The sequence below is a fragment of the uncultured Roseobacter sp. genome, from assembly GCF_947501835.1.
Classification (GTDB): Bacteria; Pseudomonadota; Alphaproteobacteria; order Rhodobacterales; family Rhodobacteraceae; genus Roseobacter.
In genome coordinates this window covers 1-25,655 of the sequence record NZ_CANMXR010000008.1, presented here as the reverse complement: position 1 = coordinate 25,655, position 25,655 = coordinate 1, and the positions used below count along the sequence as shown (strand labels likewise).

The 25,655-nt window shown below is 59.7% G+C and carries 28 protein-coding genes; 8 read left to right on the top strand and 20 right to left on the bottom strand.

The genetic code is table 11. The features are described from left to right. Positions 1 to 19: 19 nt before the first annotated feature. The 4 genes from betC to Q1A20_RS16535 all read right to left on the bottom strand — a co-directional run bounded on the left by betC (position 20) and on the right by Q1A20_RS16535 (position 3,727). Entirely contained in the window at positions 20 to 1,528 is a 1,509-nt protein-coding gene (gene betC, locus Q1A20_RS16550; RefSeq protein ID WP_299406420.1) for a choline-sulfatase, read from the bottom strand. Continuing rightward, complete coding sequence (gene betI, locus Q1A20_RS16545; RefSeq protein WP_299917707.1) at positions 1,525 to 2,100, bottom strand: transcriptional regulator BetI; 576 nt, start codon at positions 2,098 to 2,100, stop codon at positions 1,525 to 1,527. The genes betC and betI overlap by 4 nt, the downstream gene beginning before the upstream one ends. A gap of 82 nt (positions 2,101 to 2,182) precedes the next feature. Continuing rightward, complete coding sequence (locus tag Q1A20_RS16540; protein ID WP_298972007.1) at positions 2,183 to 3,088, bottom strand: DMT family transporter; 906 nt, start codon at positions 3,086 to 3,088, stop codon at positions 2,183 to 2,185. A gap of 39 nt (positions 3,089 to 3,127) precedes the next feature. Beyond that, positions 3,128 to 3,727, bottom strand: coding sequence for a LysE/ArgO family amino acid transporter (locus tag Q1A20_RS16535; protein WP_299917704.1), 600 nt, complete (start codon positions 3,725 to 3,727; stop codon positions 3,128 to 3,130). A gap of 89 nt (positions 3,728 to 3,816) precedes the next feature. Between Q1A20_RS16535 and Q1A20_RS16530 the strand changes: the two genes are divergently transcribed. Both Q1A20_RS16530 and Q1A20_RS16525 read left to right on the top strand, forming a co-directional pair. After that, positions 3,817 to 4,728, top strand: coding sequence for a LysR family transcriptional regulator ArgP (locus tag Q1A20_RS16530; protein WP_299917702.1), 912 nt, complete (start codon positions 3,817 to 3,819; stop codon positions 4,726 to 4,728). 83 nt (positions 4,729 to 4,811) lie between these two features. Next, positions 4,812 to 5,069 carry a hypothetical protein gene (locus tag Q1A20_RS16525; RefSeq protein WP_298972001.1) on the top strand — a complete coding sequence of 86 codons (258 nt, stop codon included), beginning with the start codon at positions 4,812 to 4,814 and terminating at the stop codon, positions 5,067 to 5,069. A gap of 175 nt (positions 5,070 to 5,244) precedes the next feature. Here Q1A20_RS16525 and Q1A20_RS16520 read toward each other — a convergent pair whose 3' ends face one another. The 4 genes from Q1A20_RS16520 to Q1A20_RS16505 form a co-directional block, all read right to left on the bottom strand. Beyond that, a complete protein-coding gene (locus Q1A20_RS16520) occupies positions 5,245 to 5,985 on the bottom strand; it encodes a YebC/PmpR family DNA-binding transcriptional regulator (RefSeq protein WP_298971998.1) in 741 nt (246 codons plus the stop codon). A 67-nt stretch (positions 5,986 to 6,052) separates the two neighbouring features. Next, complete coding sequence (locus tag Q1A20_RS16515) at positions 6,053 to 6,322, bottom strand: hypothetical protein (protein WP_298971995.1); 270 nt, start codon at positions 6,320 to 6,322, stop codon at positions 6,053 to 6,055. Next, the gene (locus tag Q1A20_RS16510) at positions 6,319 to 6,723 is read right to left on the bottom strand and encodes a helix-turn-helix transcriptional regulator (protein ID WP_298971994.1); all 405 of its coding nucleotides are present in this window, start codon (positions 6,721 to 6,723) and stop codon (positions 6,319 to 6,321) included. Before Q1A20_RS16510 ends, Q1A20_RS16515 begins: the two co-directional genes overlap by 4 nt. Before the next feature lie 84 nt (positions 6,724 to 6,807). Then, positions 6,808 to 7,314, bottom strand: coding sequence for a hypothetical protein (locus Q1A20_RS16505; protein ID WP_299406437.1), 507 nt, complete (start codon positions 7,312 to 7,314; stop codon positions 6,808 to 6,810). A gap of 54 nt (positions 7,315 to 7,368) precedes the next feature. On the opposite strand from Q1A20_RS16505, the gene Q1A20_RS16500 reads away from it, so the two are divergent. Continuing rightward, complete coding sequence (locus Q1A20_RS16500; protein ID WP_299406439.1) at positions 7,369 to 9,141, top strand: SLC13 family permease; 1,773 nt, start codon at positions 7,369 to 7,371, stop codon at positions 9,139 to 9,141. A 94-nt stretch (positions 9,142 to 9,235) separates the two neighbouring features. Here Q1A20_RS16500 and Q1A20_RS16495 read toward each other — a convergent pair whose 3' ends face one another. From Q1A20_RS16495 to Q1A20_RS16480, 4 genes are all read right to left on the bottom strand, one after another. After that, positions 9,236 to 9,400, bottom strand: coding sequence for a hypothetical protein (locus Q1A20_RS16495; RefSeq protein ID WP_298971987.1), 165 nt, complete (start codon positions 9,398 to 9,400; stop codon positions 9,236 to 9,238). A 120-nt stretch (positions 9,401 to 9,520) separates the two neighbouring features. Beyond that, positions 9,521 to 11,326 (bottom strand): SLC13 family permease, encoded by a 1,806-nt coding sequence (locus tag Q1A20_RS16490; RefSeq protein WP_299917699.1) that lies wholly within the window; start codon positions 11,324 to 11,326, stop codon positions 9,521 to 9,523. Positions 11,327 to 11,354: 28 nt separating this feature from the next. Then, the gene (locus tag Q1A20_RS16485) at positions 11,355 to 12,266 is read right to left on the bottom strand and encodes a DMT family transporter (RefSeq protein WP_367180917.1); all 912 of its coding nucleotides are present in this window, start codon (positions 12,264 to 12,266) and stop codon (positions 11,355 to 11,357) included. Further along, positions 12,263 to 13,075 (bottom strand): TIGR00282 family metallophosphoesterase, encoded by an 813-nt coding sequence (locus Q1A20_RS16480; RefSeq protein WP_299406444.1) that lies wholly within the window; start codon positions 13,073 to 13,075, stop codon positions 12,263 to 12,265. The genes Q1A20_RS16485 and Q1A20_RS16480 overlap by 4 nt, the downstream gene beginning before the upstream one ends. A gap of 126 nt (positions 13,076 to 13,201) precedes the next feature. Between Q1A20_RS16480 and Q1A20_RS16475 the strand changes: the two genes are divergently transcribed. Next, the gene (locus tag Q1A20_RS16475) at positions 13,202 to 14,047 is read left to right on the top strand and encodes an SDR family oxidoreductase (RefSeq protein ID WP_299406446.1); all 846 of its coding nucleotides are present in this window, start codon (positions 13,202 to 13,204) and stop codon (positions 14,045 to 14,047) included. Here Q1A20_RS16475 and Q1A20_RS16470 read toward each other — a convergent pair. From Q1A20_RS16470 to mgtE, 3 genes are all read right to left on the bottom strand, one after another. Further along, the gene (locus Q1A20_RS16470) at positions 14,044 to 15,285 is read right to left on the bottom strand and encodes an EAL domain-containing protein (RefSeq protein ID WP_299406449.1); all 1,242 of its coding nucleotides are present in this window, start codon (positions 15,283 to 15,285) and stop codon (positions 14,044 to 14,046) included. The genes Q1A20_RS16475 and Q1A20_RS16470 overlap by 4 nt on opposite strands. 103 nt (positions 15,286 to 15,388) lie before the next feature. After that, on the bottom strand, positions 15,389 to 15,961 hold the full coding sequence (locus Q1A20_RS16465) for a 5-formyltetrahydrofolate cyclo-ligase (RefSeq protein ID WP_299406451.1): 573 nt from the start codon (positions 15,959 to 15,961) through the stop codon (positions 15,389 to 15,391). Beyond that, entirely contained in the window at positions 15,958 to 17,349 is a 1,392-nt protein-coding gene (mgtE, locus tag Q1A20_RS16460; protein ID WP_299406454.1) for a magnesium transporter, read from the bottom strand. The genes Q1A20_RS16465 and mgtE overlap by 4 nt, the downstream gene beginning before the upstream one ends. A gap of 121 nt (positions 17,350 to 17,470) precedes the next feature. Here mgtE and guaD point away from each other — a divergent pair, with 121 nt between their 5' ends. Beyond that, on the top strand, positions 17,471 to 18,778 hold the full coding sequence (gene guaD, locus Q1A20_RS16455; RefSeq protein ID WP_299917696.1) for a guanine deaminase: 1,308 nt from the start codon (positions 17,471 to 17,473) through the stop codon (positions 18,776 to 18,778). A 42-nt stretch (positions 18,779 to 18,820) separates the two neighbouring features. Here guaD and Q1A20_RS16450 read toward each other — a convergent pair whose 3' ends face one another. The 5 genes from Q1A20_RS16450 to Q1A20_RS16430 all read right to left on the bottom strand — a co-directional run bounded on the left by Q1A20_RS16450 (position 18,821) and on the right by Q1A20_RS16430 (position 23,250). Next, positions 18,821 to 19,246: a CAP domain-containing protein gene (locus Q1A20_RS16450; protein ID WP_299917694.1), complete on the bottom strand. Its 426-nt coding sequence runs from the start codon at positions 19,244 to 19,246 to the stop codon at positions 18,821 to 18,823. Beyond that, positions 19,243 to 20,583, bottom strand: coding sequence for an 8-oxoguanine deaminase (locus tag Q1A20_RS16445; protein WP_299917691.1), 1,341 nt, complete (start codon positions 20,581 to 20,583; stop codon positions 19,243 to 19,245). Before Q1A20_RS16445 ends, Q1A20_RS16450 begins: the two co-directional genes overlap by 4 nt. Then, entirely contained in the window at positions 20,580 to 21,389 is an 810-nt protein-coding gene (hisN, locus tag Q1A20_RS16440; RefSeq protein WP_299917953.1) for a histidinol-phosphatase, read from the bottom strand. The genes Q1A20_RS16445 and hisN overlap by 4 nt, the downstream gene beginning before the upstream one ends. A 107-nt stretch (positions 21,390 to 21,496) precedes the next feature. Continuing rightward, on the bottom strand, positions 21,497 to 21,868 hold the full coding sequence (locus tag Q1A20_RS16435; protein ID WP_299406465.1) for a helix-turn-helix transcriptional regulator: 372 nt from the start codon (positions 21,866 to 21,868) through the stop codon (positions 21,497 to 21,499). A gap of 506 nt (positions 21,869 to 22,374) precedes the next feature. After that, positions 22,375 to 23,250, bottom strand: coding sequence for a LysR family transcriptional regulator (locus Q1A20_RS16430; protein ID WP_299406467.1), 876 nt, complete (start codon positions 23,248 to 23,250; stop codon positions 22,375 to 22,377). A gap of 117 nt (positions 23,251 to 23,367) precedes the next feature. Here Q1A20_RS16430 and Q1A20_RS16425 point away from each other — a divergent pair, with 117 nt between their 5' ends. The 3 genes from Q1A20_RS16425 to Q1A20_RS16415 all read left to right on the top strand — a co-directional run bounded on the left by Q1A20_RS16425 (position 23,368) and on the right by Q1A20_RS16415 (position 25,055). Then, the gene (locus tag Q1A20_RS16425; protein ID WP_299406470.1) at positions 23,368 to 23,583 is read left to right on the top strand and encodes a DUF1127 domain-containing protein; all 216 of its coding nucleotides are present in this window, start codon (positions 23,368 to 23,370) and stop codon (positions 23,581 to 23,583) included. Between the two features lie 178 nt (positions 23,584 to 23,761). Continuing rightward, on the top strand, positions 23,762 to 24,499 hold the full coding sequence (locus Q1A20_RS16420; RefSeq protein ID WP_299406472.1) for a Bax inhibitor-1/YccA family protein: 738 nt from the start codon (positions 23,762 to 23,764) through the stop codon (positions 24,497 to 24,499). A gap of 43 nt (positions 24,500 to 24,542) precedes the next feature. Next, on the top strand, positions 24,543 to 25,055 hold the full coding sequence (locus tag Q1A20_RS16415) for a molybdopterin cofactor-binding domain-containing protein (protein WP_299406475.1): 513 nt from the start codon (positions 24,543 to 24,545) through the stop codon (positions 25,053 to 25,055). The last annotated feature ends 600 nt before the right edge of the window (positions 25,056 to 25,655 follow it).

Here is a 25,655-nt window from a genome sequence, read left to right as displayed (position 1 = left end):
GAGGAAAAGATGAGAGAGGTTATTCGCCACGCGGGAACCGTTTGTTCTCTTCGAGAACGTTCAGGTCCATGTGGTTGCGCATATATTGCTCGGACGCATCGCGCAGAGGCTGATAATCCCAGGGGTAATAGCCACCCTGCCGCAGCGCATCATAGACAACCCAACGCCGCGCCTGGCTCTTGCGCACATCTGCGTCAAAGCTTTCCAGGTCCCAGCGCGCCTCGGATTTGGCCTTGAGCTGTGCCAGGGTTCCCTGATGGGCCAGCACCTCGGCAAGATTGGTCAATTCATGCGGATCGGCATCCAGATCAAAGAGCTGGTCGGGGTCCAGCACACAGCGGTTGTACTTCCACTTGCCATAGCGCAGGGACACCATCGGCGCGTAGGAGGCCTCGGCGGCATATTCCATCGCAACCGGTTCGGTGCGCGCCACCCCCTGCCCCATGGGCACCAATGAGACGCCCGTGGTCCAGTCCATCACCTCAGCCATGGAGACGCCAGCGAGGTCACAAAGCGTCGGGCAGACGTCGATGTTGGAGACGGGCGTCGTTTGCAGCCCGGGTGTCATTTGCGGTGCGGCGATCATCAAAGGCACGCGCGAAGAGCCCTCGAAGAAAGACATTTTGAACCAGAGCCCGCGCTCACCCAGCATGTCACCATGGTCTGAGACAAAAAGGATGATGGCCTCCTGCCGGGTGTCTTCGAGAGTTTGCAGGATCTCACCGATCTTGTCATCGAGATAGCTGATGTTGGCGAAATAGGCCTGGCGGGACCGGCGAATATCCTCTTCGCTGATGTCGAAACTGCGCCAGTCATTTGCGTCGAAAATGCGTTTGCTGTGCGGGTCCTGGTCGTCGTAGTCGAAGGCGGGCACCTCGGGCAGCAGGTGGTCGCAATCTTCATAGAGGTCCCAGTATTTCTTGCGCGCCACGTAAGGATCATGCGGATGGGTGAAGCTGACCGTCAGACACCATGGGCGATCATCCGCGCCGCGCGACAGATCGTAGAGCTTGCGCGTCGCATTAAACGCAACCTCATCGTCATATTCCATCTGATTGGAAATCTCGGCCACACCGGCGCCCGTCACGGACCCCATGTTGTGATACCACCAGTCGATGCGCTCACCCGGTTTGCGATAGTCCGGCGTCCAGCCGAAATCGGCGGGATAGATGTCGGTTGTCAGGCGCTCCTCAAAACCGTGCAACTGGTCCGGTCCGACGAAATGCATCTTGCCGGAGAGACAGGTCTGATAGCCCGCCCGTCGCAGGTGGTGGGCGTAGGTGGGCACCGAAGACGGGAATTCCGCGGCATTGTCGTAAACGCCGGTGGCCGAGGGCAGTTGCCCTGACATGAAGGCCGCCCGCCCCGGCGCGCAAAGCGGCGAGGCCGTATAGGCATTGCGGAACCGCGTCGAACGCGCCGCCAGTTTCTTCAGATTGGGCGCGTGCAACCACTCCGCCGGCCCATCGGGAAAGAGCGTCCCGTTCAGCTGATCCACCATCAGGATGAGAATGTTCGGGCGGCTCATGAGCGGTTCTCCAGCAAGATATTCAAGGTGTCGAGCGCGGTACGACGCGCCACATCCGGGCTTTGCGAGCGCGACAGCGCCGCGCGTAGATAAAGCCCATCGATCAGCGCCGCCAGGGTTTCGGCAGCCGTCTCCGGCTGACCCATCAGCGGGCGCAACGCGTGGGTGAGGTTGGAGGCCAGTCGCCGCTGGTAGAGTTGCAGCAGACGCAGCATCTCGCGGTTGGTCTGGGCCTGCGCATAAAGTGTCATCCAGGCGCTGACCGTATCGGGCGCAAAGCAGGTCGGTGAAAAACTCGCCTCGATCAAAGCCACCGCACGGTCCTTGGGGGTCGCCGCATTGGCCAGCCCGCGCCGGACCTCCACCCCGAAGTCCCGCAGGATCTGGCGCATGGCCGCGAGGAAAATCTGATCCTTGCCGCCGAAATAGTGATGCGCCAGGGCGGTCGACATGCCCGCGCGTTTGGCGATCTGACCCACGGTGATATCCATGGATCCCTTGGAGGCAAGCTCCGCAATCGTCGCCTCGACCAGGGCCGATCGGCGGATCGGTTCCATTCCAAGTTTTGGCACGCGACTCTCCTCTGGCTGCATCGCAGGTCAGATATCGGGTTTTTTATTGATCAGTCAATCAATAAAAAACTTAGCACCGCACTCACACCTTGGTGGCGTGCACGGTTGGGGTGGTTTCGCCGCGTTTCAGCGCAGCCTCGCGCCAGGTGATAAAGACAACCGAACTCAGGATGACAATGCCGCCCAGAACCACCCAGATGTCGACGGCTTCATCAAAGATCAGATAGCCCAGCAGCACCGCCCAAACGAGTTGGGTGAAGGTCACAGGCTGGGTCACCGTCAGCGGGGCCGCTGCAAAGGCAAGCGTCATCGTGTAATGCCCAGCGACGGCAAAGCAGGCCACACAGAACAGCAAAACCAGATCACCGGGCGTAGGTGTCACCCACTGCATGATCGCGAAGGGCGCCAGGACGAGGGTCACAAAAATCGACAGCATGGCGACAACGACCGAAGGTTTGACCTCATCTGCCATCACCTTTGCCGTCAGGTAGGATCCGCCAAAGACGATGGCCGCAAAGAGCATCGCCAGATGGCCGCTGCTGACCTCGCGAAACCCCGGGCGCAGGATGATCAACGCGCCGATCAGAGCAGCGATCACCGCGAGGATCCGTCGGAATGCCAGCTTTTCACCCAAAAACAGCGCCGCCCCGATGGTCACATAGACCGGCGCGAGGTAGTTCATCGCCGTCACATCGGCGATGGGAATGCGCACCATCGCGTAAAACCACAGCATGACACCGCAGCCGTGCACCAGCCCGCGCACCCCAAAGAGCCCCCACTGGCGCTTTGTCAGCCGGGCGTCGCGCAGCGCACCAATCGCCGGGATCAGAAACACAAGCCCCAGCAGATAGCGCAGAAAGGCCATCTCTACCGGAGGCAACCGTGGCCCCATATATTTGACGAGGGCGGTGACCGCGACAAAACACAGGCCCGTCACCAACATCCAGAAGATGCCAACAACCGGACGATGGGGGGTGCGGGTGACCATGCGCCATAGACACCGCGTTTCACCCCAAACCGCAAGGGGTTATGCCCACAATAATCCCGCCGCAATGGCCCACATGGTGCAGGCGATCAACCCGTCCAACACGCGCCAGCTGGAAGGTCGCGCAAAGAGCGGGGCGAGGACACGTGCGCCATATCCCAGGGCAAAGAAAAAGCTGATGCTGGCCAGAACCGCGCCTGTACCGAAAACCAGACGATTGTCATATTGCGCGGAGATCGACCCGATCAGCACAACCGTGTCCAGATAGACATGCGGGTTGAGCCAGGTGAGCGCCAGCAAGGTCAGCAACGTGGTCAGCAGCGGTCTGCGCGCGCCCGCATCCGCCTGCAGGGCATGCCCGCCCGCCCAGGCAGAGCGCGCATTGCGCCATCCGTACCATAACAGGAACAGGGCCCCGCCATAGCGCATCGCGGTCTCGAACCACGGGACACGCTCGGCCAATGTGCCGAAACCCGCAACACCCGCCGCAATCAGGATAGCGTCTGAGACCCCGCAGGTCAGGCAGACCCAGAAGACATGCTCACGCCGCAGCCCCTGCCGCAGCACAAAGGCATTTTGCGCGCCAATGGCCACGATCAGCGAGAGGCTCAGAAAGTAGCCGGGAAGAAAAGTATCAAGCACGCCGTATCTCCGCCAAGGGTGACGCATTGACTAGCGAGGGTCAGATGATTACTCAAATTAAATAAATTGAGGATGATTAAGTATAGCTAATGTCGATTGACCCCAGTCAGCTGGCCGCTTTGTCGGCAATCGTGCGTCACGGCAGCTTTGATGCGGCGGCGGCACATCTGAACGTGACACCATCTGCCATTTCGCAACGCATCAAGGCGCTGGAAGAACGAATGGGTACCGCACTTGTTAACCGTGGCCAGCCCTGCACCCCGACCGCTGCAGGAACCAAGCTTGCCCGGCATGCGGAGGATATCGCGTTGCTGGAGTCCCATGTCCTGGCCGACATCGCGCCCGGATCGGCCAAGGCCGCGCCGCGTGTGCGCCTTGCGGTGAATGCCGACAGCCTTGCAACATGGTTCGTGCCGGGCCTGATGGGCGCTGGCGACATGCTCTTTGACCTGGTGATAGATGATCAGGACACGTCAACCGACTGGCTGTTGCGGGGGGCGGTCAGCGCTGCCGTGACAGGCCAGGCGCAGGCGGTGTCCGGGTGCAATTGTCAGCCCTTGGGCGCATTGCGGTACATCGCAACCGCCAGCCCCGCGTTTATGGCAACGTGGTTTGGGCAGGGCGTCAATGCCGACACATTGGCGCGCGCACCGGTGCTGACCTTCAACGCCAAGGACGCGCTGCAACATCGGTGGATCACGCAAATCACCGGGGAAAGGCTGACACCGCCCGCGCATCAGCTGCCCTCCACCCATGCGTTCATCGATGCGGCCCGTGCGGGGCTCGGGTGGGGGCTCAACCCGCTCCCCCTCGTACAACAGCAGCTCGATCATGGCACGCTTTGCCCCTTGCTGCCGGATAAACCTTTGGATGTAGATCTTTTTTGGCAAACCAGCCGGCTGATGTCAGACGCTCTTGCGCCCCTCAGCCACGGCATCCGAGCGGCGGCGGCGAAACATCTTGTTAAAAATTCTCACGCAACTGTTACGAAAGAAATTTAATTCACAGAAATCTTATCCGGGATGATTGGCGTATACCGTTTTACACCCCATATGATGGGAATGGTAAAAAGGATGCGTTTCGAATGTTGGATAACTTGCACAAATTGGGGCTCTCGGAAAAAGACATCGAGTTGATCGAGTCCGCCCTGCACACACAAAAGAAAATTCTGTCGGTTCAAAGTGAAGCGGGCGGCAGTGGCGCGCACCAGAAATTGGTAGATCTCAAGCACCTGATCAAACGCATCAATCGCAGTACGATACGCAAACCTGCGGAGCCGTCACAAAGCTGGTCGAACTTCCTCCGCATGTTGTTTTGCACCGAGTGTAATCAGACCCGTTAAGCGCCCGTCCTCTGACACACCCAAAAGCCGCCCGCGCATCCGGGGCGGCTTTTGCATTTTAGGCATATCCGGAATTGCCTGCTACGTATTTTATCGCTTAACGCGCTGAAGCCTATGATTTCCGGCAGCGTCAGATGAGCAAGATTTTTTGAAACCGCTATCGCCAAGTCTGCGATTACAGTTCTGCCATAACCTCGTCGGTTGCCTCGAAATTGGTGGTCACGCGCTGCACGTCATCATCGTCTTCCAGCGCATCGATCAGCTTCATCAGCTTTTGCATGCTGTCGAGGTCCATTTCGGTCGTGGTTGTGGGCCGCCACACCAGCTTGGTGCTCTCGGATTCGCCCAGTTCCGCCTCCAGAGACGTCGCAACTTCATTGAGGTCAGTGTCCGCACACCAGATCACATGCCCGTCCTCGGTGCTTTCAACGTCCTCTGCGCCCGCCTCGATGGCCGCCATCATGACTGTATCGGCATCGCCGACCTCCGCAGGGTACGTGACCTCGCCCTTGCGGTCGAACATGAACCCGACACTGCCCGTCTCGCCCAGATTGCCGCCGTTCTTGGTGAAGGTTGAGCGCACAGTCGATGCCGTCCGGTTCCGGTTGTCCGTCATCGCCTCGACGATGACCGCAACGCCGTTGGGGCCATAGCCTTCGTAGCGGATTTCCTCGTATTCATCGCCCTCCCCGGCCTGCGATTTCTTGATCGCGCGGTCGATATTGTCCTTGGGCATGGATTGCGACTTGGCTTCCTTGACCGCCAGCCGCAACCGCGGGTTCTTATCGGGATCGGGGTCGCCCATCTTGGCGGCCACCGTGATCTCCTTGCTCAGCTTGGAGAACAGCTTTGCCCGCACGGCGTCCTGGCGCCCTTTGCGGTGCTGGATGTTTGCCCATTTTGAGTGTCCGGCCATTGGCACCCTCCATTCTTTGATTTTGGCGATGTGTATCCGCGACGCGCGGGACGCTCAACCCCTCTGCCTAGCCCGTAAGCATTGCACTCAGGATCAGAAAAGCCCGGATCGCGAGGCCGAGGGTCAGAGCCGCAAGCATGTAGTTGGGCATGACACGGGCAAAATCCTGATAATACCGCGCCTCTTCGCGTTTCAACTGAACGGTGTGATCGTCGACGCCTTGCTCAAGCAGGCGGTCCGCCTCGCGTTCATACCAGCGTGACCGCAACAGGAAGGAGCACGCCCAGATGGCCGGGGCCAGGATCAGCGCATCGGAAACCAGACCCGCCTTCGTCACTTTTTAACGGCGTTCAGCTCAATCCGGTACCCAAGCGCCTCGGCAAGGGCAAAAACCTTCCACAAGGTGGGGCCGGTTTTGGACGACCCCCGCGCAATGCGCGACAATGCCGTGTGATCGAACCCGGATTGCGCGCCAATTTCCCGCATGCTGAGCTCTGATCCATTTAGCATCTGCGCAATCACCTGCGCCCCCAGCGTGCGGGCCAACTCCTCCCCCACATTCCGGAACACCGCGTGTTTCTCCGCCGGGTCCAGCCCATCGAATGCAGCGTCAAATGCGGTTTCGTCAAGCGCCGCCAGCGGTGCTTCAGGAGTGGGCGAAGTCCGCGCAGCCTGCCGCGAAACAGCCCGCTTGGATGTTTTGGCCTCCGCGCCTGCGTTGATCTGTACATCAGTCATGGGTCACCGTTCAGGGTTAGCGGTTAAGAAAACTGTTGTCTTGCAAAGCAACACTTAGGTGATAAAACCCCTTCTGTCAAGATTTCACCGCGCGGTGCGCTTGGGCTTTGGCAAGGCGCGCAGGTCGGAAATGACCCGCCTTGCCTGGGTTGCCTCCTTCAGCGCCGCCAACTTCTTGTTGCACTCCGCCAGGGTACCCACCAACACAAAAGCCAACCGGCGATCCGGCTTTTCTGTATAGAGAACCACGCAGGCCAATTCAAACTTCCGGGATCGAAACCGTGCGAAATACCCCTCCGGATCCGGGTCCTTCAACCCTTCAATCGACTGAAAAACCAGCGGTTTCTCAATCTCGCAGAGAAACGCGCCGAATTCGGGGGGCGGATATGCCTTTTTGATGTGACGCGCTTCATCCACATGGCTCCAACGCAGATGATCCGGGTCACGCCAGCTGTACTCGATCCCATCGAGATACTTCTTCAGACCAAAAATCCGGGATTTGGACTTTGCTGCCGCGCGCGGTGCCAGCTTGCCGGCCCGGTCCAATGCGTCCAGAAATACATTGGTGGTAAAAAACTTCAAATCAGACATAACGGCAGTTGAGGTAAAACAACTCGCAAAATCAAGAGCGCGGAGCAGGCCCCGGTGACAACAGATCAAATCATTCTTTTCACGCTCTTTGGCGCGGTCTTCGGGCTGCTGCTCTGGGGACGTTTTCGCTATGACATCGTGGCCTTCACCGCTCTGATGATCGGGGTTGTGCTGGGCGTGGTACCGACCGAAGAGGCCTTCTCCGGATTTGGGCACCCCGCCACCCTTGTTGTGGCGCTGGTTCTGGTCGTTTCTGCCGGGCTGGTGCGGTCGGGGGCGGTTTTCCTGATCACCCGCACGCTGGTGGATGCCTCGCGCTCCTTGGGCGCGCATATCGCGCTGATGGGGGCGATTGGTGGCGTGCTGTCTGCCTTCATGAACAATGTCGCGGCTCTCGCCCTGCTGATGCCCGTGGACATCCAAACCGCCCGAAAGGCCGGGCGGCCACCGGGGCTCAGCCTGATGCCGCTCAGCTTTGCAACCATCCTTGGCGGCATGGCCACGCTGATCGGCACACCGCCCAATATCATCATCGCCTCGATCCGGGAGGATGCGCTGGGCGCCCCCTTTGCGATGTTCGATTTCGCACCGGTGGGTGGTGCGGCGGCGCTGGCGGGGATGGTCTTTGTCGCGCTGATCGGCTGGCGACTGATCCCCCAAAGCGCCGAGGCGGGCGCGACCTCGCAAGACATCTCTCAATACATCGCGGAATTGATCATCCCCGATGACAGCAAGCAGATCGGCAAACGGGTCGCGGAGTTGGATGACGCCGCAGACAAGGCCGATGTGGCAATTCTTGGCCTGATCCGGGATGGCAAACGGCGCTACGGACAGGCTCGCAATACCCCGCTGAAAGCCGGGGACGCCCTCGTGATCGAAGCCTCGCCCGAGGCGTTGGACGAATTTCGCACCAGTCTCAATCTGGCTGTCGCCGACACCCAACGCGAAGAAGCCCTGCGCGCCGACGGAGAAGGCGTCGAAATCATCGAAGTGGTGGTGCCGGATGGCGCACGCATCAACGGCAAAACCGCGCAATCGATTGGCTTGGCATGGCGGCAGCGCTCAGTGTTGCTCGGCGTGTCACGACAAGGCAAGCGGATCACGAAACATCTGCGCAAGACAGAGATCAAAACCGGCGACATCCTGTTGTTGCTGGTGCCGCGCGATACCGGGCCGGATGTCACCGACTGGCTGGGGTGTCTGCCGCTTGCGGATCGCGGCCTGGCGGTCACGGAAAACGGCAAGGTTTGGTTGGCCATCGGTCTTTTTGCTGGTGCGGTCGCGGCGGCAAGTGTTGGGCTGCTCTATCTGCCCATCGCCTTGGGGCTCGTGGTTGTGGCCTATGTCCTGACCCGCATCGTGCCTCTGAGTGAGCTTTACGATCACATCAACTGGCCCGTGGTTGTCTTACTGGGCTCGATGATCCCGCTGGGTGCCGCGCTGGAAAGCTCGGGCGGCACGGAGTTGATTGCGGGGGCGCTGGTGTCCTGGACCGGTGGACTGCCCGCCTGGGCGGTACTGACCGTGCTGATGGTGGTGACCATGACCTTGTCAGATGTCCTTAACAACACCGCCACGACAATCGTCGCAGCGCCGGTGGGCATCCAGATGGCACAATCCCTTGACGTCTCGCCCGACCCCTTCCTGATGGCCGTGGCCGTTGCCGCCTCCAGCGCGTTTCTGACCCCGATCGGACATAAGAACAACACGCTGATCCTGGGCCCCGGTGGGTATAAATTCGGCGACTACTGGCGTATGGGTCTGCCCCTGGAAATCATTGTGATTGCCGTCTCAATCCCGGTCATCCTGATTGTTTGGCCGCTCTAGCCCACCACATGAAAAACCCGCGCCCGTCATGCCCAAAATGGACGACGGCGCGGGTTCGGGAATTTCGAGGGCGCCGGGGTGACGCCCGTTTGCCTCAGCGTCCGTAGACGTGAGAATAGGCCACTTGATATGCGTCTTCCGGGAACATCCCCAGATCAATCGCTGTTGCGCGTGGCATATACCGCAGCTCGTGATAGGTGCGGTTGAACTCGGCACGTTTCGCGGCCGCGTTTTTCAGTTGTGTCATGATACTGTTCATATGACTCTCCATTCATCAAAACCAGATGTTCTGATAGCGCCAACATGATATCGAAAAGCTTAACGGACAACGTTCAAAAGTGAAAAGCAGACCTGCAAATGCTGCATAGCAGCATGAGCCTCAAAGCGGCCAGATCAGCGGGATCATCATCGACACGATCACGGCGGTGGACAGGTTCAATGGAATGCCAAGCCGCATGAAATCCGTGAAGCGATACCCGCCGGGACCATAGACCAGCGTATTGGTCTGATAGCCGATGGGCGTGGCAAAAGCGCAGGAGGCCGCGATCATCACCGCCACGACAAGCGGGCGCGGGTCGAGCCCCAGCGCCGCGCCCAACCCGATGGCCAACGGTGTCATGATCACGGCCACCGCGTTGTTGGACACAACCTCCGTCAGGGTGGAGGTCATTACAAAGACCACCAGCACCACCAGCGTTGGCGGCAGCGTCATCAGCGTTGGCGACACCGCATCGACGATCAGCGCCACAGCGCCGGAGTTCTGCAAGGCTGCGCCCACCGCCAACATGGCAAAGATGAGCGCAAGCAGGCGCCCTTCGACAAAGGAAAACGCCTCATCCGCGTCAATGCAGCCCGTGACAAGAACCAAGGCGACGGCCAGCACTGCCAAGAGCAGGATCGGGGCCACGTTGAACGCCGCCAGCACCACGATGCCCACAAGCGCCAGAATGGCGATCGGGGCATGGCTGCGCCGGAAGGCCCGTGCAGAGGGGGTCGAGACGTCGACCATATCCATATCCGCCGCGAGGCGTTGAATGTCCTCAGGCGCGCCTTCAAGCAGCAGGGTATCGCCGATTTTCACTTCCAGATCATCGAGTTGCCGCCCGATGTTCTGATTGCGCCGGTGCACCGCCAGGGGATAGACCCCATACCGCCGCCGCAACCGCATGGCACCCAGCAGCCGCCCCACCATGCGGCAACCGGGCGTGATCAACACCTCCACGGTCGTGGTTTCCACGGCAGAAACCTGATCGACCCGTTTCAGCTCTTTAGTCGCCTGCAGGCTGAGGAGTTCGGTCATCTGCGTGCGCAGGACAACCCGGTCGCCCAGCTGCAGGGTCACACCCTGCAGGTTGCGGCGCAATGAGGCATCGCCGCGGATCACATCAACCAGCCGCACGCCCTCGCGTTTGAACAACTGCACGCTCAGCACCTCGCGCCCGATCAGGTTGCTCTCGGGCGGGATCACGGCTTCGGTGAAGAATTTCATCTTGGAGCGATCCGAGAGCATATTCGCCATGCTGTCGCGTTCCGGCAGTAGCCGGGGCGCAAGGACGGCCATGTACAAAAGGCCCCAGACGCAAACGACAAGTCCAATGGGCATGATTTCGAAGATCGTGAAGGGGGCCAGCCCCTGCCCGCGTGCCACACCATCGACGAGCAGGTTGGTCGAGGTCCCGATCAGTGTCAGCGACCCGCCCATAATCGCGGCGTAACTCAGCGGGATCAGGAATTTGGACGCTTTTGCCCCGAGCGTCTTGCTCAATTGCACCACCACCGGGATCATCACGACGACAACAGGCGTGTTGTTCATAATCGCCGATGCCCCCATCACCGACAGGATCACCCCCACGACAGCAGATTTGGGGTGGGTTTTGGCATAGCGCTCGGCCAGTTGAGTCAGCACCTCAAGCGCGCCGGTGCGCACCAGCGCCCCCATCACGATGAACATCGCCGCAATGGTCCAGGGCGCCGGGTTGGACAGCACCGCGAGGGCGTTATCGTAGGGCAATACGCCCAGCAAAAGCATGAGCGCCGCACCGGCGATGGCCACAACCTCTGTCGGGAAAACCTCCCGCACAAAGAGGATGAACATCACGGCGACCACCCCGAGGGTCAGCAGGGCGCCGACGGTTGGTGAAAATTCTATGAAAGGTATCACGGGACGGCAGCCTGTTCCTTGCATTCAACCAGAGGTGAGTGTCGCCGATTGCTCAGGCCGGGGCAAGCGCCGCTTTGGGGCGCGGCTGCACCAGATACATGCCTGCAAACATCAACAGCAACGCCGCCCAAATCCCCGCCGGATAGGATTCGTCCAGAATGAGTTTCGCCCAAAGCACACCAAAGCCGGTGACCAGATAGCTGACCTGCACCGCAAAGACCGAACCGGCGCGCCCGACAAGCCAGACGTACCCGGTGTAAACCAGCACATGGATGATGGAGGCCAGTATCAGGGCCTGCCCTTCGGTTGTGAGAGCAGCATCAACTGCGATCCATTGCCCAGACAGGAGAGCCACGGGCAGCATGATGATCCCACCCATCAGCGAGGCCCCATAAAGCACCTGAAACGGATCCATGCCAGCGGTGCCGAATTTGGCCACCAGGTTGCCTTCCAACCCATAGCAAATGCCGCTGACCAGCGCGACCAGCACCCAGAAAACGGCCAGGTCCATGGCGGACGCGCCAGGCGCTGCAATCAGCAAGACGCCGAAAAGCCCAAGCGCCAGGCCCGTGATGCGCCGCCAAGAGAAGCGATCCAACCCCATCAGCAGCGCGATGGGAAAGGCCCACATCGGCACCATTGACAACAAGATCGACAAGATCCCGGCGGGCAGGTGCACCGCCGCCTGATAGGAGGTCGAGTTGGGGATCATTGTGCCAATCATCGCAACCATCAGGCAAATGCCGATCTGGCGGCGTCCCCGGGGCAGCCTCGTGCCCCGCGCCCAGCAAAATAGGGCCATCAAGGCCGCGCCGATGAAGAGCTGCCAGAAGATCAAACCAAAGTGTTTGTACCCGGTGGAAACGGCGATTTTGGTCAGCGGCTGGGTCATGCCCCACCCCGCGCCCATGACTACCAGCATGGCGGTCAAGAAGAACACCTCGCGGCGTGACAGGGGGCTCACGGTGCAGCGGCCTGCAACAGCCCCCCGTTGCGCACCATTGCCACTTTGGTCGCGCGCCCTGTGCGGTCATCGGTTTCGATATACACGCCCGACAGCGTCGCCTCCCCATTGGCGGGCGTGAAGCGTTCGCGCGGCATACCGGTGATGAAACGCCGCAGGGGTTCTGCCTTATCCATCCCGATGACGGAATTGTAGTCACCGCACATGCCTGCGTCCGTCAGATAGGCCGTGCCCCCCGCCAGCACCATGGCGTCCGCTGTGGGCACATGGGTGTGGGTGCCGACAACCAGACTGGCACGCCCATCACAGAAATGACCCATGGCCATTTTCTCCGACGTCGCCTCACAATGCATGTCCACGATCACCGCCTGGGCCATGCCGCCCAGCGGATGTGTTTTCAACACTGGGTCAATGGCCGAAAACGGGTCATCAAACGGGCGCTTCATAAAGACCTGACCCAGCGCCTGCGCCACCAGCACCTTACGCCCGCTTTTGGAGGTAAAGAGCCGCGCGCCCTTGCCGGGTGCGGATTTGGAAAAGTTCAGCGGGCGGATGACGCGGGGCTCCTGCTCGATGAACTGAAGCATATCCTTTTGATCAAACGCATGATCGCCGAGGGTCAGACAATCGACGCCAGCCTCAAGGAGGGTCCTGGCATGGGCCCCGGACAGCCCCGCCCCAGAGGTTGCATTTTCGCCGTTGACCACCACGAAATCCAGTTTCCACGCTTCGCGCAAGCGAGAGAGGTTTTCCGTGATGGCGCGCCGTCCGGCCCGCCCCATGACATCGCCGAGGAACAAGATTTTCATGTTCTTTGGGTAGGGCGCAGGACCGTTCAGGGCAAGGGGCAGCACCAATAAATTTGGCGCGCATTGCAATAGCCCGATCCGCAATGTCGGGCTATTCTGGCCAGATGCAACAGCGAGGGTGGCATCATGGCGTGGGAAGAGATCAGATCAGCAGGCGGCCTTGCCGTGATCACAGGGGCGGCCAGTGGTGTCGGCTTGGCGGCCGCCCATCACCTGGCGCGTGACGGGTTCGAGATCCTGCTGGCGGATGTCGCCGAAGAAGATTTGGCAAAAGCCGCCGATGACCTGCACGCCCTGGGCGCAGCTGTGCACACGATGGTCACCGATGTGTCGGATGCCGATGTTGTCACGTCGCTGGCGGAGACGGCATTCGCCATCGGACCTGTGGCCGTGGTGATGAACAACGCAGGCGTCGGGATCGGCTCCTCGACCTGGGAGGCGCCAGCGGTCTGGCGCAAAACATTCGATGTGAATTTCTTTGGGGTTCTGAATGGCGTGCAGGCCTTTGTACCGGGCCTGATCGACGCCGGACGACCTGCGGCGGTGATCAACACCGGCTCGAAACAGGGGATCACGACGCCCCCCGGCAACCCGGCCTACAATGCATCCAAAGCCGCCGTGAAGGTGTTGACCGAGCAATTGGCCCATGAATTGCGGCAAGCCGGTGCGCCCATCGACGCCCATCTCTTTGTCCCTGGCTTCACCTATACTGGCATGATTGCCGCCGTCATGCCGGAAAAGCCAGCGGGTGCCTGGACGAGCGAAGAATGCGTTGACTATCTTTTTGGCCGTGTGGCGCAGGGTGATTTTTATATCCTGTGCCCGGATAACATGGTCGATGAAGCGGTCGATGCGCGCCGCGTGCTGTGGGCGGCGGGCGATATTGCAGAAAACCGCCCGGCCCTGTCGCGCTGGCATCCTGACTGGACGGATGCTTTCGCGGCTTTTGAAAAAGGCAAAACCGGTCCTTAGGCGCGCCGCCGCGGCGCCGCGCTCGTTTGGCAAAGCGCCAATGCGCTATCGAGATCCGCAGGCCGCCCCAGAAGATACCCTTGGATCAGCTCCACCCCGAGATCCAGCAGGATACCCAGTTCGCCTTCGGTTTCGACACCCTCTGCCACGATTTTCGCGCCCGTTTCCTCGGCAAACCCCACCATTGCGGAGGCCAGCGAGCGCTTCACCACGTCCTGATCGATGCCTGATGTCAGCGACATATCGAGCTTGATGATATCCGCACAGAGTTTGACAATATGTTGCAGACCGGCATAGCCAGCGCCAGCGTCATCAATGGCAATCCGCACCCCGATATAGCGCAGCCGCTCCACTTCCTTAAGCAGCGCGTCATAATTGCCGATAATCGAATGCTCGGTAATCTCGAGCACAATACGCTCCGGGGCAAACTTGGCAAATACATCCCGCAGCTTGCCTTCAGCGACCGTTTCAGGTGACGCGTTCACGGAGAGGTAGAGATGTGGCGGGAGAACCTCCAGAGCCTGCAGTGCTTTTTCGATAACGCAGACTTCCAGCTCTGCCTGCAGGCCAACGCTATGGGCCTCGGCAAACCACAGATCCGGCGAGCGGTAAGGCTCGCTTTTGAAACGGCATAGCGCTTCGAAACCCGCTGGCTTGCGCGCCTCACCCACCATGATCGGCTGATAGGCAATGTCAAAACCCGCCTCGTCCATCACTTTTGTCAGTTTTTGGCGCAGTTCGTCCTTGAATGCCTGCTCGGTCAGGCCGCTGTTGATCGTTTCGCTCGACAGCGTCGCAAAGGCGCGCATGACATCCAGATCGCGTCCGTTCAGCGTCGGTCTTGCTTCACGGCTCAGACAGCAAAACATGCCGTAGGGCGAACCGTCGCGTTTGCGGATCGGGATGCTGACGTGCGACCTGATGGGCAATGCCTGGGTGAGCGGGATGGTCTGCGCGAAGGGCTCCTGATCGGTGTCCGGGATCAGTTCCGGCAGGCGGCCCGCCAGAATATGCGGGCAATAGACCTGATCGAGCGGCATGCTGTCACCCACCGCGATCATCTCTTCCAGACCCGGGGCACTAACTCTTCGAAAGGTCAGATTGTCGCCAACGAACTCGGACAGATAGGCAACCTCCATGTCCATATGACTGCGCACGAATTCAAGCGCTTCCTGAATAACGTCCCCAGCGTCATCCTCAATCATTGCGGCGGCAATCAAGTCGTTGGTATCAGTCATGACGGTTTCCACGCATCAGTTTCGTAGAATGCGTAGCTACGCGCATTTCCTCAACAGAAGCCTTACGGCGCGCGAAATTCCTGTGCGAAACACTTCAAAATGTTCAGATCGGCAAGGCGCGCAGATCGATCACCTCATGCTCATTCACGATGATGTCCAGTTTTTGATCGGTCTCTTCAAGCGGCAAACGGTCAGCCATTTGCGCACGGTAGGCAAAGCCAATGGCAAGTGTCGGACGCCTGGCGCGCAGCCGTTCCAGCGTGCGATCATAAAAGCCGCCGCCATACCCCAGTCTTCCGCCCGCAGCATCAAAGGCAACCAGGGGCACGATCAGGATCTCCGGTTCGAAAAAACTGGGGGTTTCGGGGATGCGCGCGCCGAAGGCCCCCTCAACAAGCGGCATATCCGGCTCCCATTGCGCGAATTTCAACGGCTGCCCTGCCCCGATGATGACCGGGATGCCAACAGGGCCATGCGCGGCGGCTTCGGCCATGGCAGGCAGGGGGTCGATTTCGGTGCGGATAGGCATGTAGCCCGACAAAGGGACGCCGCGGTAGCCCGCAAGTACTTCTGACAACACCCCCGCCCCAGTACCCGGGTCGGCGGCATGGGCCTGTTTACGTCGTGCAAACCCGGCCTTGCGCGCTGCGGCCTTGATCTCGGCCAGATCGCTCACAGCAGCACCAGAGCGGCCAGTCCGAGAAAGGCGAAAAAGCCAACCACATCGGTCACCGTTGTGACAAAGGCCCCGGAGGCCAGCGCCGGGTCAACACCCACACGTTCCAGCACAACCGGGATCGCCGTGCCAGCAAGCCCCGCCACCACGAGGTTGATCACCATCGCCGCGGCGATCACATAGCCCAGCGCGGGCGATCCAAACCAGATCACGCCGACAATACCCATCACCACCGCGAAAATCAGGCCATTCACCAGGCCCACCAATACCTCGCGCCGGATCACGCGCCAGACGTTGGCACCGGTCAGATCCTTGGTGGCAATGGCGCGCACCGCCACGGTCAGGGATTGCGTGCCGGCATTGCCCCCCATCGACGCGACGATGGGCATCAGCACGGCCAGCGCCACGATCTGCGCAATCGCCATCTCGAACTGCGCAATCACCAGGCTGGCGGCAATGGCCGTGACGAGATTGACCGCCAACCATGGCAGGCGTTGTTTCGTGGTCTCGATCACCCGGTCGGACAGCGATCCTTCGCCCACGCCCGCGAGGCGCAGAATATCCTCTTCGTGTTCCTCGTCCAGCACCGCCATGGCGTCATCGATGGTGATCACGCCGATCAGACGATCCTCGTCATCCACCACCGGGGCAGAGATCAAATGGTACTGGTTGAACGCATAGGCCACATCGGATTCGTCCTGTAGCGCCGGAATGACCTGGAAGGTCTCCTCCTTGATGTCGAGCAGCCGGGTTTCCCGTTTGGACCGCATCAGCTTGCCCAGCGTCACGTTGCCAATCGGGTGCAGGCGCGGATCGACGATGACGATATGATAGAATTGCGCGGGCAGCTCTTCTTCGGGCGTGCCGCGCAGATGATCAATCGCCTGCCCCACCGTCCAATGCTCCGGGGCCATGACCACTTCGCGCTGCATCAGACGGCCCGCGGAATATTCCGGATATCCCAGCGCCTGCTGTACGGCGACACGGTCCGCGTCTTCTAGCGCCTCTAGAATGGCCTCCTGCTGGTGGTCCTCCAGATCCTCGACCAGATCGACAACATCGTCGCTGTCCATGTCGCGCACGGCCTGGGTCAGCACGTGTGGGGTCAGGACACCGATCACCTCTTCGCGCAGGGATTCGTCCAGTTCAGACAGTATTTCGCCATCGAACTCACGACCGTAAAGGCGGATCAACCGTGAGCGGTCAAAGGCGTTGATCTGTTCCAGCAGGTCCGCAATATCCGCCGGGTGCAGCGGATCCATCAGCTCGGTGAGCTTTACGGCATCGTCAATATCAACCGCATAAAGGATAGCGGCAATCGCCTTGGGACCCAGCACATAGGCGTCGTCGTCGGTCTCTGTCTCCAGCTCTGCGGTCTGATCTGACATTGGCGCGCCTCCCCTGCTCTGGCGCGGACCATAAGCGGGCACCGGATTGGATACAATGCTGCGCCAGACCCTCACACGTCTGCCAGTTGTCGCCGCGCGCGCAAGCGCCTAGACAGAAGGCATGAACACCAAAACACTTCTGTTGGGTCAGACCTTTGAGGCCCGTGGCAACCCTTTTACGCGCCCCCGGCAGGACGTCACTTCCGTCAATTCATCGGGGGGCGTTTTGATCCAGGGCACCAAGATCACCGAGGTGGGCGACGCAAGCATTCTGCGCAGAAACCATCCCGACGCAGAGGTCCAAGATTACGGCCAGCATCTGATCTGCCCGGGCTTTGTCGATGCCCATGTGCATTACCCGCAGACGGCCATCATTGCCAGCTGGGGCAAGCAGCTGATCGACTGGCTGAACACCTATACCTTCCCAGAGGAAATGCGCCTGAGCGATCCAGACTACGCCCGAACCATTGCCGCACGCTACCTTGATCTGGCGCTGGATCATGGCACCACGACCATGTGTTCCTACGCCACGATCCACCCCACCAGCGTGGATGCGTTTTTCGAGCAGGCCGCGTTGCGCAATATGCGCACCGTGGCGGGAAAAACCTGCATGGACCGTAACGCACCCGATGGGCTGCGCGACACACCTCAAGCCGCCTACGATGATAGCAAGGCACTGCTGCGGAAGTGGCATGGCAAGGGGCGCGCGCACTACGCGATCACCCCGAGGTTTTCGCCGACATCAACACCGGAACAACTGAGTGCGCTCGGCGCTCTCTGGGCGGAGCACCCCAACTGCCTGATGCAGACACATATCAGCGAGCAATTGCCCGAGATCGCCTGGGTGCAAGAGCTTTACCCGGCGGCGCGCGACTATCTGGATACCTATGAAAGCCACGGGCTGATCGGCGCGCGCGCGGTCTTCGGTCATGCCATCCACCTGGAGCCCCGCGAGATTGACCGGATCGCGGAGACAGGTGCCGCGCTGATACACTGCCCGACCTCCAACAGCTTCATCGGGTCAGGCCTGATGGATCTGGCGGGCCTTGCTGCCCGCGCCATTCCACTGGGGCTGGCGACCGATACGGGCGGTGGATCCTCTTTTTCGATGCTGCGCACCATGGCCGCAGCCTATGAAATCGCGCAGCTGCGGGGGACCGCCCTGCACCCCGCGCAATTGCTGTGGCTCGCCACGGCCGGCTCCGCGCGCAGCCTGCATCTAGAAAATCGGATCGGTACCCTCGCACCCGGCATGGAGGCGGACATCACCGTGCTCGATCTGGCCGCCACCCCGGCAATTGCGCAACGTACCGACGAAGCGGAGACGATCTGGGAAGCCCTCTTTCCCACCATCATGATGGGGGACGACCGCGCCATTGCAGATGTCTGGATCGCCGGATCAAAACGCGGCCCTGTTTCTTCTGGCTAAAAATATCCCCCCGGAGGGCCGATTTCGGCATGGGAAACCGCATCAGCAGCCCGGGGCCGCCAAAACCATCACCCAAATACGCGCAGGCCCTTCAACCAAAGCGAACTCCGTTGCCTGGCGCGACAGCATATTGCGCCGATGCCCGCGTGAAGCCGCCCAGCCTTGCATGACCTCTGCCAAAGATCGCTGCCCCTGCGCGATATTCTCTGCCACAAAACACCACCCGTAGCCCTGTCGCGTGACGCGCTGGCCGACGGTCGAGCCATCGCTGCCGGTGTGATCGAAGAACCCAACGCGAGCCATGTCCTGCGCATGCGCGCGCGCCGCAGCTTCGAGCGCCGGTGAGTAGCCCAGAGCAGCACGACCTTGGCCCGCGCGGTAATCGTTCAACGCCTGAACCGCTGCTTCGTTGGCCGACACGCTCCCGGCAATGACCATGACGCACAGGGCGCAAAGAAACCGCCTCACAGCGCGCCCCTAAGGTCGCGCGCCATCTGGTTTTGCCGCGTCAAAAGTGCGCCCATATCCACCGATGTCACCTGACCGTCCTGTACAATCCTACGCCCCTCCACGATCAAATCCCGAACCGTCGTCGGCCCCGCCAGCAAAACCGCCGCAGGGTCCCAACTGCCCGCGCTTTCAATGCCGGAGACATCCCAGACCGCAATATCGGCCCGACACCCCACCGCGATCCGCCCGCATTCCGGTCGCCCCAGCACATCCGCGCCGCCGCGTGTGGCGATCTCCAGCGCCGCCCGTGCACTCATCGCATCGGCCCCCTGCGCCACGCGCTGCAACAGCATCGCCTGCCGCGCCTCGGCCACCAGATTGCCCGCATCATTGCTCGCCGAGCCATCCACGCCCAGCCCAACCGGCACCCCCGCCGCGCGCATCGCTTTGACCGGCGCGATGCCACTGCCAAGACGGCAATTGGAACAGGGGCAATGCGCCACGCCGGTCTGCGTCTCGGCAAAAAGGGCAATTTCCGAGGCGTCGAGCTTCACACAATGCGCATGCCAGACATCCGGGCCAACCCAGCCCAGATCCTGCGCGTATTGCCCAGGCCGACAGCCGAATGTCTCCAGCGAGTAGGCGATGTCTTCGTCGTTCTCCGCCAGATGCGTGTGCATCATCACCGCTTTGTCCCGCGCGAGATGTGCCGCCTCGCGCATCAGATCCCGGCTGACGGAAAAAGGCGAACAAGGCGCGACCCCCACCCGACACATCGACTCCGGCGAAGCATCGTGGAAAGCGTCGATCACCCGGATGCAGTCTTGCAGGATCGCCTCTTCGGTTTCGACCAGACTGTCGGGCGGCAGCCCCCCATCCGATATCCCGATGCTCATGGCGCCCCGGGTGGGCTGAAACCGCACACCGATCTCGGCTGCGGCGTGAATTGTATCCTCCAACCGCGTTCCGTTCGGATAGAGATAGAGGTGATCGCTGCTGAGCGTGCAGCCTGAAAGCGCCAGTTCCGCCAGCCCAACCTGCGCCGAGGTGAAGACATGATCCGGCGTGAACCGCGCCCAGATCGGATAGAGCGTCTGCAACCAGCCAAAGAGCAGCGCGTCCTGCCCCCCCGGCACCGCGCGGGTCAGCGACTGATAAAGATGATGATGCGTGTTTACGAGACCCGGCGTGACGACGCAGCCGCTCACATCCAACACGGGCGCATCACTTTGCAAAGAGGCGCCAACCGCGCCGATCTGCCCATCCGCAATCAGGATATCCGCGACCTCAAGCTCGCGCCGCGTATCATCCATTGTCAAGATATGCGCAGCGCCCCTAAGCAGCAGCTTTGTCATGACATCGCGTCTTTCAAAATCGCAAGCGCCTGCGCGTGAATTTCGGTATTAGCCGCTGCAATCGCGCGCCCACCCCGATGCGCAGGTCCACCTTGCCAATCGGTGACGATGCCGCCCGCCGCCTCGACCAATGCAAGGGGCGCCTGAATATCATAGGCTTGCAACCCGGCCTCGATCACCAGATCCACCTGCCCGGCGGCCAGCAAAGCGTAGGCGTAGCAATCCATCCCATAACGCGTCAGCTTCGCGTGTTTCGCAACCGCGTGAAAGGCGGCCCCCTCCTGTGTCGTGCCAACTTCAGGAAAAGTGGTGAACACGACGGCATCGCCCAGCATGCTGGTTGCCCGGGTACGCAGCGCCGCCTGCCCATTTGGCCCAGTCATCTGTGCATGCCCGTGATGGCCAATGAATCGCTCGCCGATGTAGGGTTGATCGACCAGCCCGTAGAATGGCCCCAGATCATTCGAGATGGCGATAAGCACCCCCCAGGTCGGCGTGCCGCTGACAAACCCGCGTGTTCCGTCGATGGGATCAAGCACCCATGTCAGCCCGCTGGTTCCCGCTTTTAACCCGTATTCCTCACCCAGGATCGCATCCTCCGGGCGCTCCTGGGCCAGAATATCTCGCATCGCCCGCTCCGCGGCGCGGTCGGCTTCGGTGACCGGATCATAGCCGCCAGCAAGCTTGTTGTGCTCGGAGAGGTCCGGGCGCCGAAAATACGGCAGGATCACGTTCCGGGCGGCATCCGCCATACGCTGTGCCGTCGCATCCAGCGCTGCGGTATCGTGGGTGTGATTTCGGGGCATATTGGTCATTCACAAGACGTGCCAGCCCCATCCAAAAGAGGCAAGGGCCGCGCTCCTTATTCCAAAGCGCCGCCCCCAAAATTTAGCGTATTATATGTTTTTGCTGTTCAAGCGACGTCGCTGAGGACGCGCGCCAATTCAAACAGCCGGCGACGCTGGTTTTCCGGAATTGCGTAATAGGAGCGCACCAGATCCATCGCTTCCTTGTCGCCCATCATATCGGCTGGGATGGACTCGCTTGCTGCTTCGACATCCGTCTCGGATTTGAGGCCCTCGAAGAAAAAGGCCACATCAACTTCAAGCGCATCCGCAATATCCCACAAGCGAGAAGCGCTGACCCGGTTCGCGCCTGTTTCATATTTCTGGATCTGCTGGAACTTGATGCCCACACACTCCGCAAGCTTCTGCTGTGTCATGCCAACCAGCCAGCGGCGCTGGCGGATGCGCTTTCCAACATGAACGTCTACGACATGTACCATCTGATTATTCCTCGCATTTACCTTGTCAAAAGGTGGTCAATCGACCGGACTGCTTCTTGGCACAACCTAGCCGCGATCACCACAAAACCGTTACGAGGTCAAACAATAATCAAAATCGGGTTGCAATCAATAACAAACCCATCTCATTGACGTGAGCGTAAACAGCGTCGAAACAGTTTCAGGCCGTCTTCTTCAAGGTTTTCAGACGCTTTGCCAATTCAGGCCTTTCGGCGTCTATTATATAAAAAATTTTACTAAACACCAAAATTTAGCGCATTGATAACCACCATAGGTTGCAGGACGCATTTTGAAATTTGGAAAATCGAGCCAAAAAATGCACTTTAGTGCCACTTGTTCCGACCAATTCCCTAGGCGCAGGCATCGGCAAAAAACGCCCATCCGAGTCGCAATCCGGCGGATACCCGCCGAACCAACGGTTATTTGCATCGCATCTGTCGGTCGGAGACTTCTGAAATTCCGCTGTTCGAGGGAAACCCTTGCTCAAATCACACAGCTTTGAGCCGCACCGGATCTGCGCCGGCGAACGCCCGGCGCAGGAAGTCGCCAAGCGTATCCTGAACCACCCCTTTTTTGGATTGAGCGCCATAAAGATTGATCAACTGCATGGGCAGGTCGGGCAAGGCGCCGCCGTGCTCAATCCTTTCCAAGTGCGGCGGTTCGGTGCCTTCGATCATCGTGTGCACTGCCAAATCAGCGCTCACCGTTGCCTCGATGGTCCGGTCACTTTCTGTTTCCACGATCACGTCCCACGGAATCCCCGCTGCATCCAAGGCTTCAACCACACGGGGACGGAAAGTGCACAATCGCCCAAAGGCGAGTTTGAGTGGTTTTTGCCGCCAGGCAGCGCCCCCCGGCGCCCCAATCCACCGCAAGGGCTTGCGGCAGAGCGTCTCTGAACCGGGCTCCACATTGTTTTCGGTTGTGAGGATGAGATCGCATTCACCCCGGCCAAACTGCTCTTTGAGCGCGCGCGTATATGACGAGACCAGATGCACCTTCACGCGGGGAAACGCGGCGTGAAACTGCTTCAGCACCTGTGGAATGGCGGGGTAGACGATGTCATGCGGCACCCCCAGAACAATCTCGCCCTCGTAGGCCTGATCGGTAAGACGGCTGATCACCTCATCGTTCAAGGCCACCATCCTGCGCGCGTAGACAAGCAGCTGTTCGCCGGAGGCCGTCAACGCGATGGTGCGCCCTGACCGGTCCAGCAATTCGAGGCCCAGCAGCTCCTCAAGCCGCTTGAGCTGCATGGAAACTGCGGATTGCGTCAGATGCAGGAACCCGGCCGCACGGGTCACCCCCCCGGCATCCGCAACAGCAACAAACGAGCGCAGCGTGGTGACGTCCAGATTTCTCATATCAACAATCCTGATGCATAGCTTCACAAACATTCGCTTTAACAATGATACACGCCCTGCCATATACATCAAGAGAATTGATAAAAGAGATCCAATGCATCACGAAAGGAACTGACGATGGCACTGATTGATCACTTCTTCACCACCTCACGGGGTGCAAACCGCTCCCGCCGCACCGGCCTGATGATGTATCTGGCACTCTGGCGATCCCGCCGGGCTCTTGCGCGGCTTGACGCAAGAGCGCTCGAAGACATCGGCGTAACCCGCGATGCCGCCGATCTCGAGGCCAACCGCAACCTGTGGGATGTGCCGCACACATGGAAAAACCAGTGATTTCGCAGCATTTTGCGATGGTTTGAGCGAATTGGTAACACTTTATTATCCAATTCCGCTCAAACCGGCACATTCCCGACCGAAAAACCTTGAAATACACCCGTTAGGGACCGATATTCTTGACAGAGCGCGCAGAAGGTCTGCCGCGCGATCAAAGAAGTATTATTTGGAGGTCTCAATGGCTGACGTGAATACAATCCGGTCAACGGCCGGATCCCGCGCCGCCCAGATTGATGAGGGTCTGCGCGCCCATATGAACAAAGTCTACGGCACGATGTCCGTGGGCATGTTGATCACATTTGCCGTGGCTTGGGCCGTGGGTACCGCGCCCGCGCTGCTGTCAGTTTTCCGTGATCCAATCACCTTGCAACCCAATATTCTGGGCTGGATTGTGATGTTCGCACCGTTGGGCATGGTCTTTGCCTTTGGTGCAGCCATCAATCGGTTGTCGGCAGCTGGTGCGCAGCTGTTCTTCTACGCCTTTGCTGGCGTGATGGGCCTGTCCCTCGCCTGGATCTTTGTTGCCTTCACCGGTTTCTCGATTGCGCAGATCTTCCTGATCACATCGATTGCCTTTGCCGGTCTGTCGCTCTGGGGCTACACCACCAAGAAAGACATCTCCGGTTGGGGCAGTTTCCTGATCATGGGCGTGATCGGTCTGATTGTGGCATCCATCGTAAACCTCTTCCTCGGTAGCCCTGCGATCATGTTTGCCATCTCTGCAATCGGTGTTCTGATCTTCGCAGGTCTGACCGCCTACGACACGCAGAACATCAAGAACACCTATCTGGCCCATGCTCATCACGGTGATCAGGAGTGGCTGCAAAAGTCGGGTATCATGGGCGCATTGAGCCTGTATCTGAACTTCATCAACATGTTCATGATGCTGCTGCAGCTCTTCGGAAACAGAGAGTAAAACTTCACCAACACGAAGTGCTCGACAGGCCCCGCTTAACTATTTGTTAAGCGGGGCTTTTTTTAACCTCACGTGTCATGCTAACACCATTAGCTCAGAAACACCTGCCAGACTGAGGTGTAAACTTGATGAATGCCGAAAACGGCTATATTTCAAAACCTTACCCTTTACGAGAATTTGCACGCTAAAGTTCAGCTACCGCACAGTTTCGAAATCCACGACCGAGTATGTCGCCATGATCGCTGATGTCTCGATCGAGCGCGACACTCCGCGTGTGCACAAGGTCTGGGCGACCGTCGATTGTGGCATCGCGATTAACCCGTCTATCGTCGAAACCCAGATGACTGGCGGTCTCGGCTTTGGCCTGTCCGCCGCGATGTTCGAGGAAATCACACTGCTGGAAGGCGGTGAGGTCGATCAGGGGATTTATGACGCCTACCGGATTATGCGGAATGCTGAGATGCCGGAAGTCGAGATCGCTATCATAGAGAGCCAAATCGAACCGACCAGCATCGGGGAGCCTGGTACGCCGCCCATCGCGCCCCGCTGTCGGTAACGCTCTGCGGACACTGACCGGAGAGACCCCAAGGCGACTGCCGTTTGTTGCGGCTTAATCGTTCAAGGGACTAACGTCGTTTCAGAAAGGGCATTCGACAGCGGATTATTCGGAAATTCTGAACGTCAGAGTCTGGCTTAAGATAAGCAACTAGCTATGGAGATCATCCGGCGTAGTCTTTGGCATGCGGAACACTCCTACTTTCGTTCTTCATATTGAGTGACGCGATCACGCCGATACAACCTCACGTCAGCAGTATATAAAGGCAGTCGACAATATCTGCATTGGACGCAGTGTTGGAGGAGCACAACTGGACCTCGCGAGCAGCTCCATGGCATGGCCCTTCCTTCTCGCGACCCAGCAATTGCTTGAGCAAGAATTCTGGGTGACCGACTAACGTCCGCTTTTTCGACGCCCCTTCGCAGCAATGGTTGATTAGCTGAGTGGCAGCTTTAGGCCGTCCTCATCTCAGCGCGACCGGCTTTCTAACAAAATGCTGGGCTTGCCCAGAGGTCGGCAATGAGCCTATTTTGTTGAAGAAGTCGCTTTGATTTGGGAGGATGGCCGCCTCGCTGCGTTGGTCGCGGGCTTATTGTTCCG

Coding starts and splice junctions, on each gene's coding strand:
- hisN (WP_299917953.1), bottom strand. CDS start 21,389: ATGCCCCGAAATCACACCCACGATACCGCAGCGCTGGATGCGACGGCA.
- Q1A20_RS16420 (WP_299406472.1), top strand. CDS start 23,762: ATGGCTGACGTGAATACAATCCGGTCAACGGCCGGATCCCGCGCCGCC.
- Q1A20_RS16475 (WP_299406446.1), top strand. CDS start 13,202: ATGGCGTGGGAAGAGATCAGATCAGCAGGCGGCCTTGCCGTGATCACA.
- Q1A20_RS16525 (WP_298972001.1), top strand. CDS start 4,812: ATGTTGGATAACTTGCACAAATTGGGGCTCTCGGAAAAAGACATCGAG.
- Q1A20_RS16430 (WP_299406467.1), bottom strand. CDS start 23,250: ATGAGAAATCTGGACGTCACCACGCTGCGCTCGTTTGTTGCTGTTGCG.
- Q1A20_RS16445 (WP_299917691.1), bottom strand. CDS start 20,583: ATGACAAAGCTGCTGCTTAGGGGCGCTGCGCATATCTTGACAATGGAT.
- Q1A20_RS16540 (WP_298972007.1), bottom strand. CDS start 3,088: ATGGTCACCCGCACCCCCCATCGTCCGGTTGTTGGCATCTTCTGGATG.
- Q1A20_RS16505 (WP_299406437.1), bottom strand. CDS start 7,314: ATGTCTGATTTGAAGTTTTTTACCACCAATGTATTTCTGGACGCATTG.
- Q1A20_RS16520 (WP_298971998.1), bottom strand. CDS start 5,985: ATGGCCGGACACTCAAAATGGGCAAACATCCAGCACCGCAAAGGGCGC.
- Q1A20_RS16480 (WP_299406444.1), bottom strand. CDS start 13,075: ATGAAAATCTTGTTCCTCGGCGATGTCATGGGGCGGGCCGGACGGCGC.
- Q1A20_RS16510 (WP_298971994.1), bottom strand. CDS start 6,723: ATGACTGATGTACAGATCAACGCAGGCGCGGAGGCCAAAACATCCAAG.
- Q1A20_RS16470 (WP_299406449.1), bottom strand. CDS start 15,285: ATGACTGATACCAACGACTTGATTGCCGCCGCAATGATTGAGGATGAC.
- Q1A20_RS16490 (WP_299917699.1), bottom strand. CDS start 11,326: ATGCAAGGAACAGGCTGCCGTCCCGTGATACCTTTCATAGAATTTTCA.
- Q1A20_RS16425 (WP_299406470.1), top strand. CDS start 23,368: ATGGCACTGATTGATCACTTCTTCACCACCTCACGGGGTGCAAACCGC.
- betC (WP_299406420.1), bottom strand. CDS start 1,528: ATGAGCCGCCCGAACATTCTCATCCTGATGGTGGATCAGCTGAACGGG.
- guaD (WP_299917696.1), top strand. CDS start 17,471: ATGAACACCAAAACACTTCTGTTGGGTCAGACCTTTGAGGCCCGTGGC.
- Q1A20_RS16530 (WP_299917702.1), top strand. CDS start 3,817: ATGTCGATTGACCCCAGTCAGCTGGCCGCTTTGTCGGCAATCGTGCGT.
- Q1A20_RS16435 (WP_299406465.1), bottom strand. CDS start 21,868: ATGGTACATGTCGTAGACGTTCATGTTGGAAAGCGCATCCGCCAGCGC.
- mgtE (WP_299406454.1), bottom strand. CDS start 17,349: ATGTCAGATCAGACCGCAGAGCTGGAGACAGAGACCGACGACGACGCC.
- Q1A20_RS16495 (WP_298971987.1), bottom strand. CDS start 9,400: ATGAACAGTATCATGACACAACTGAAAAACGCGGCCGCGAAACGTGCC.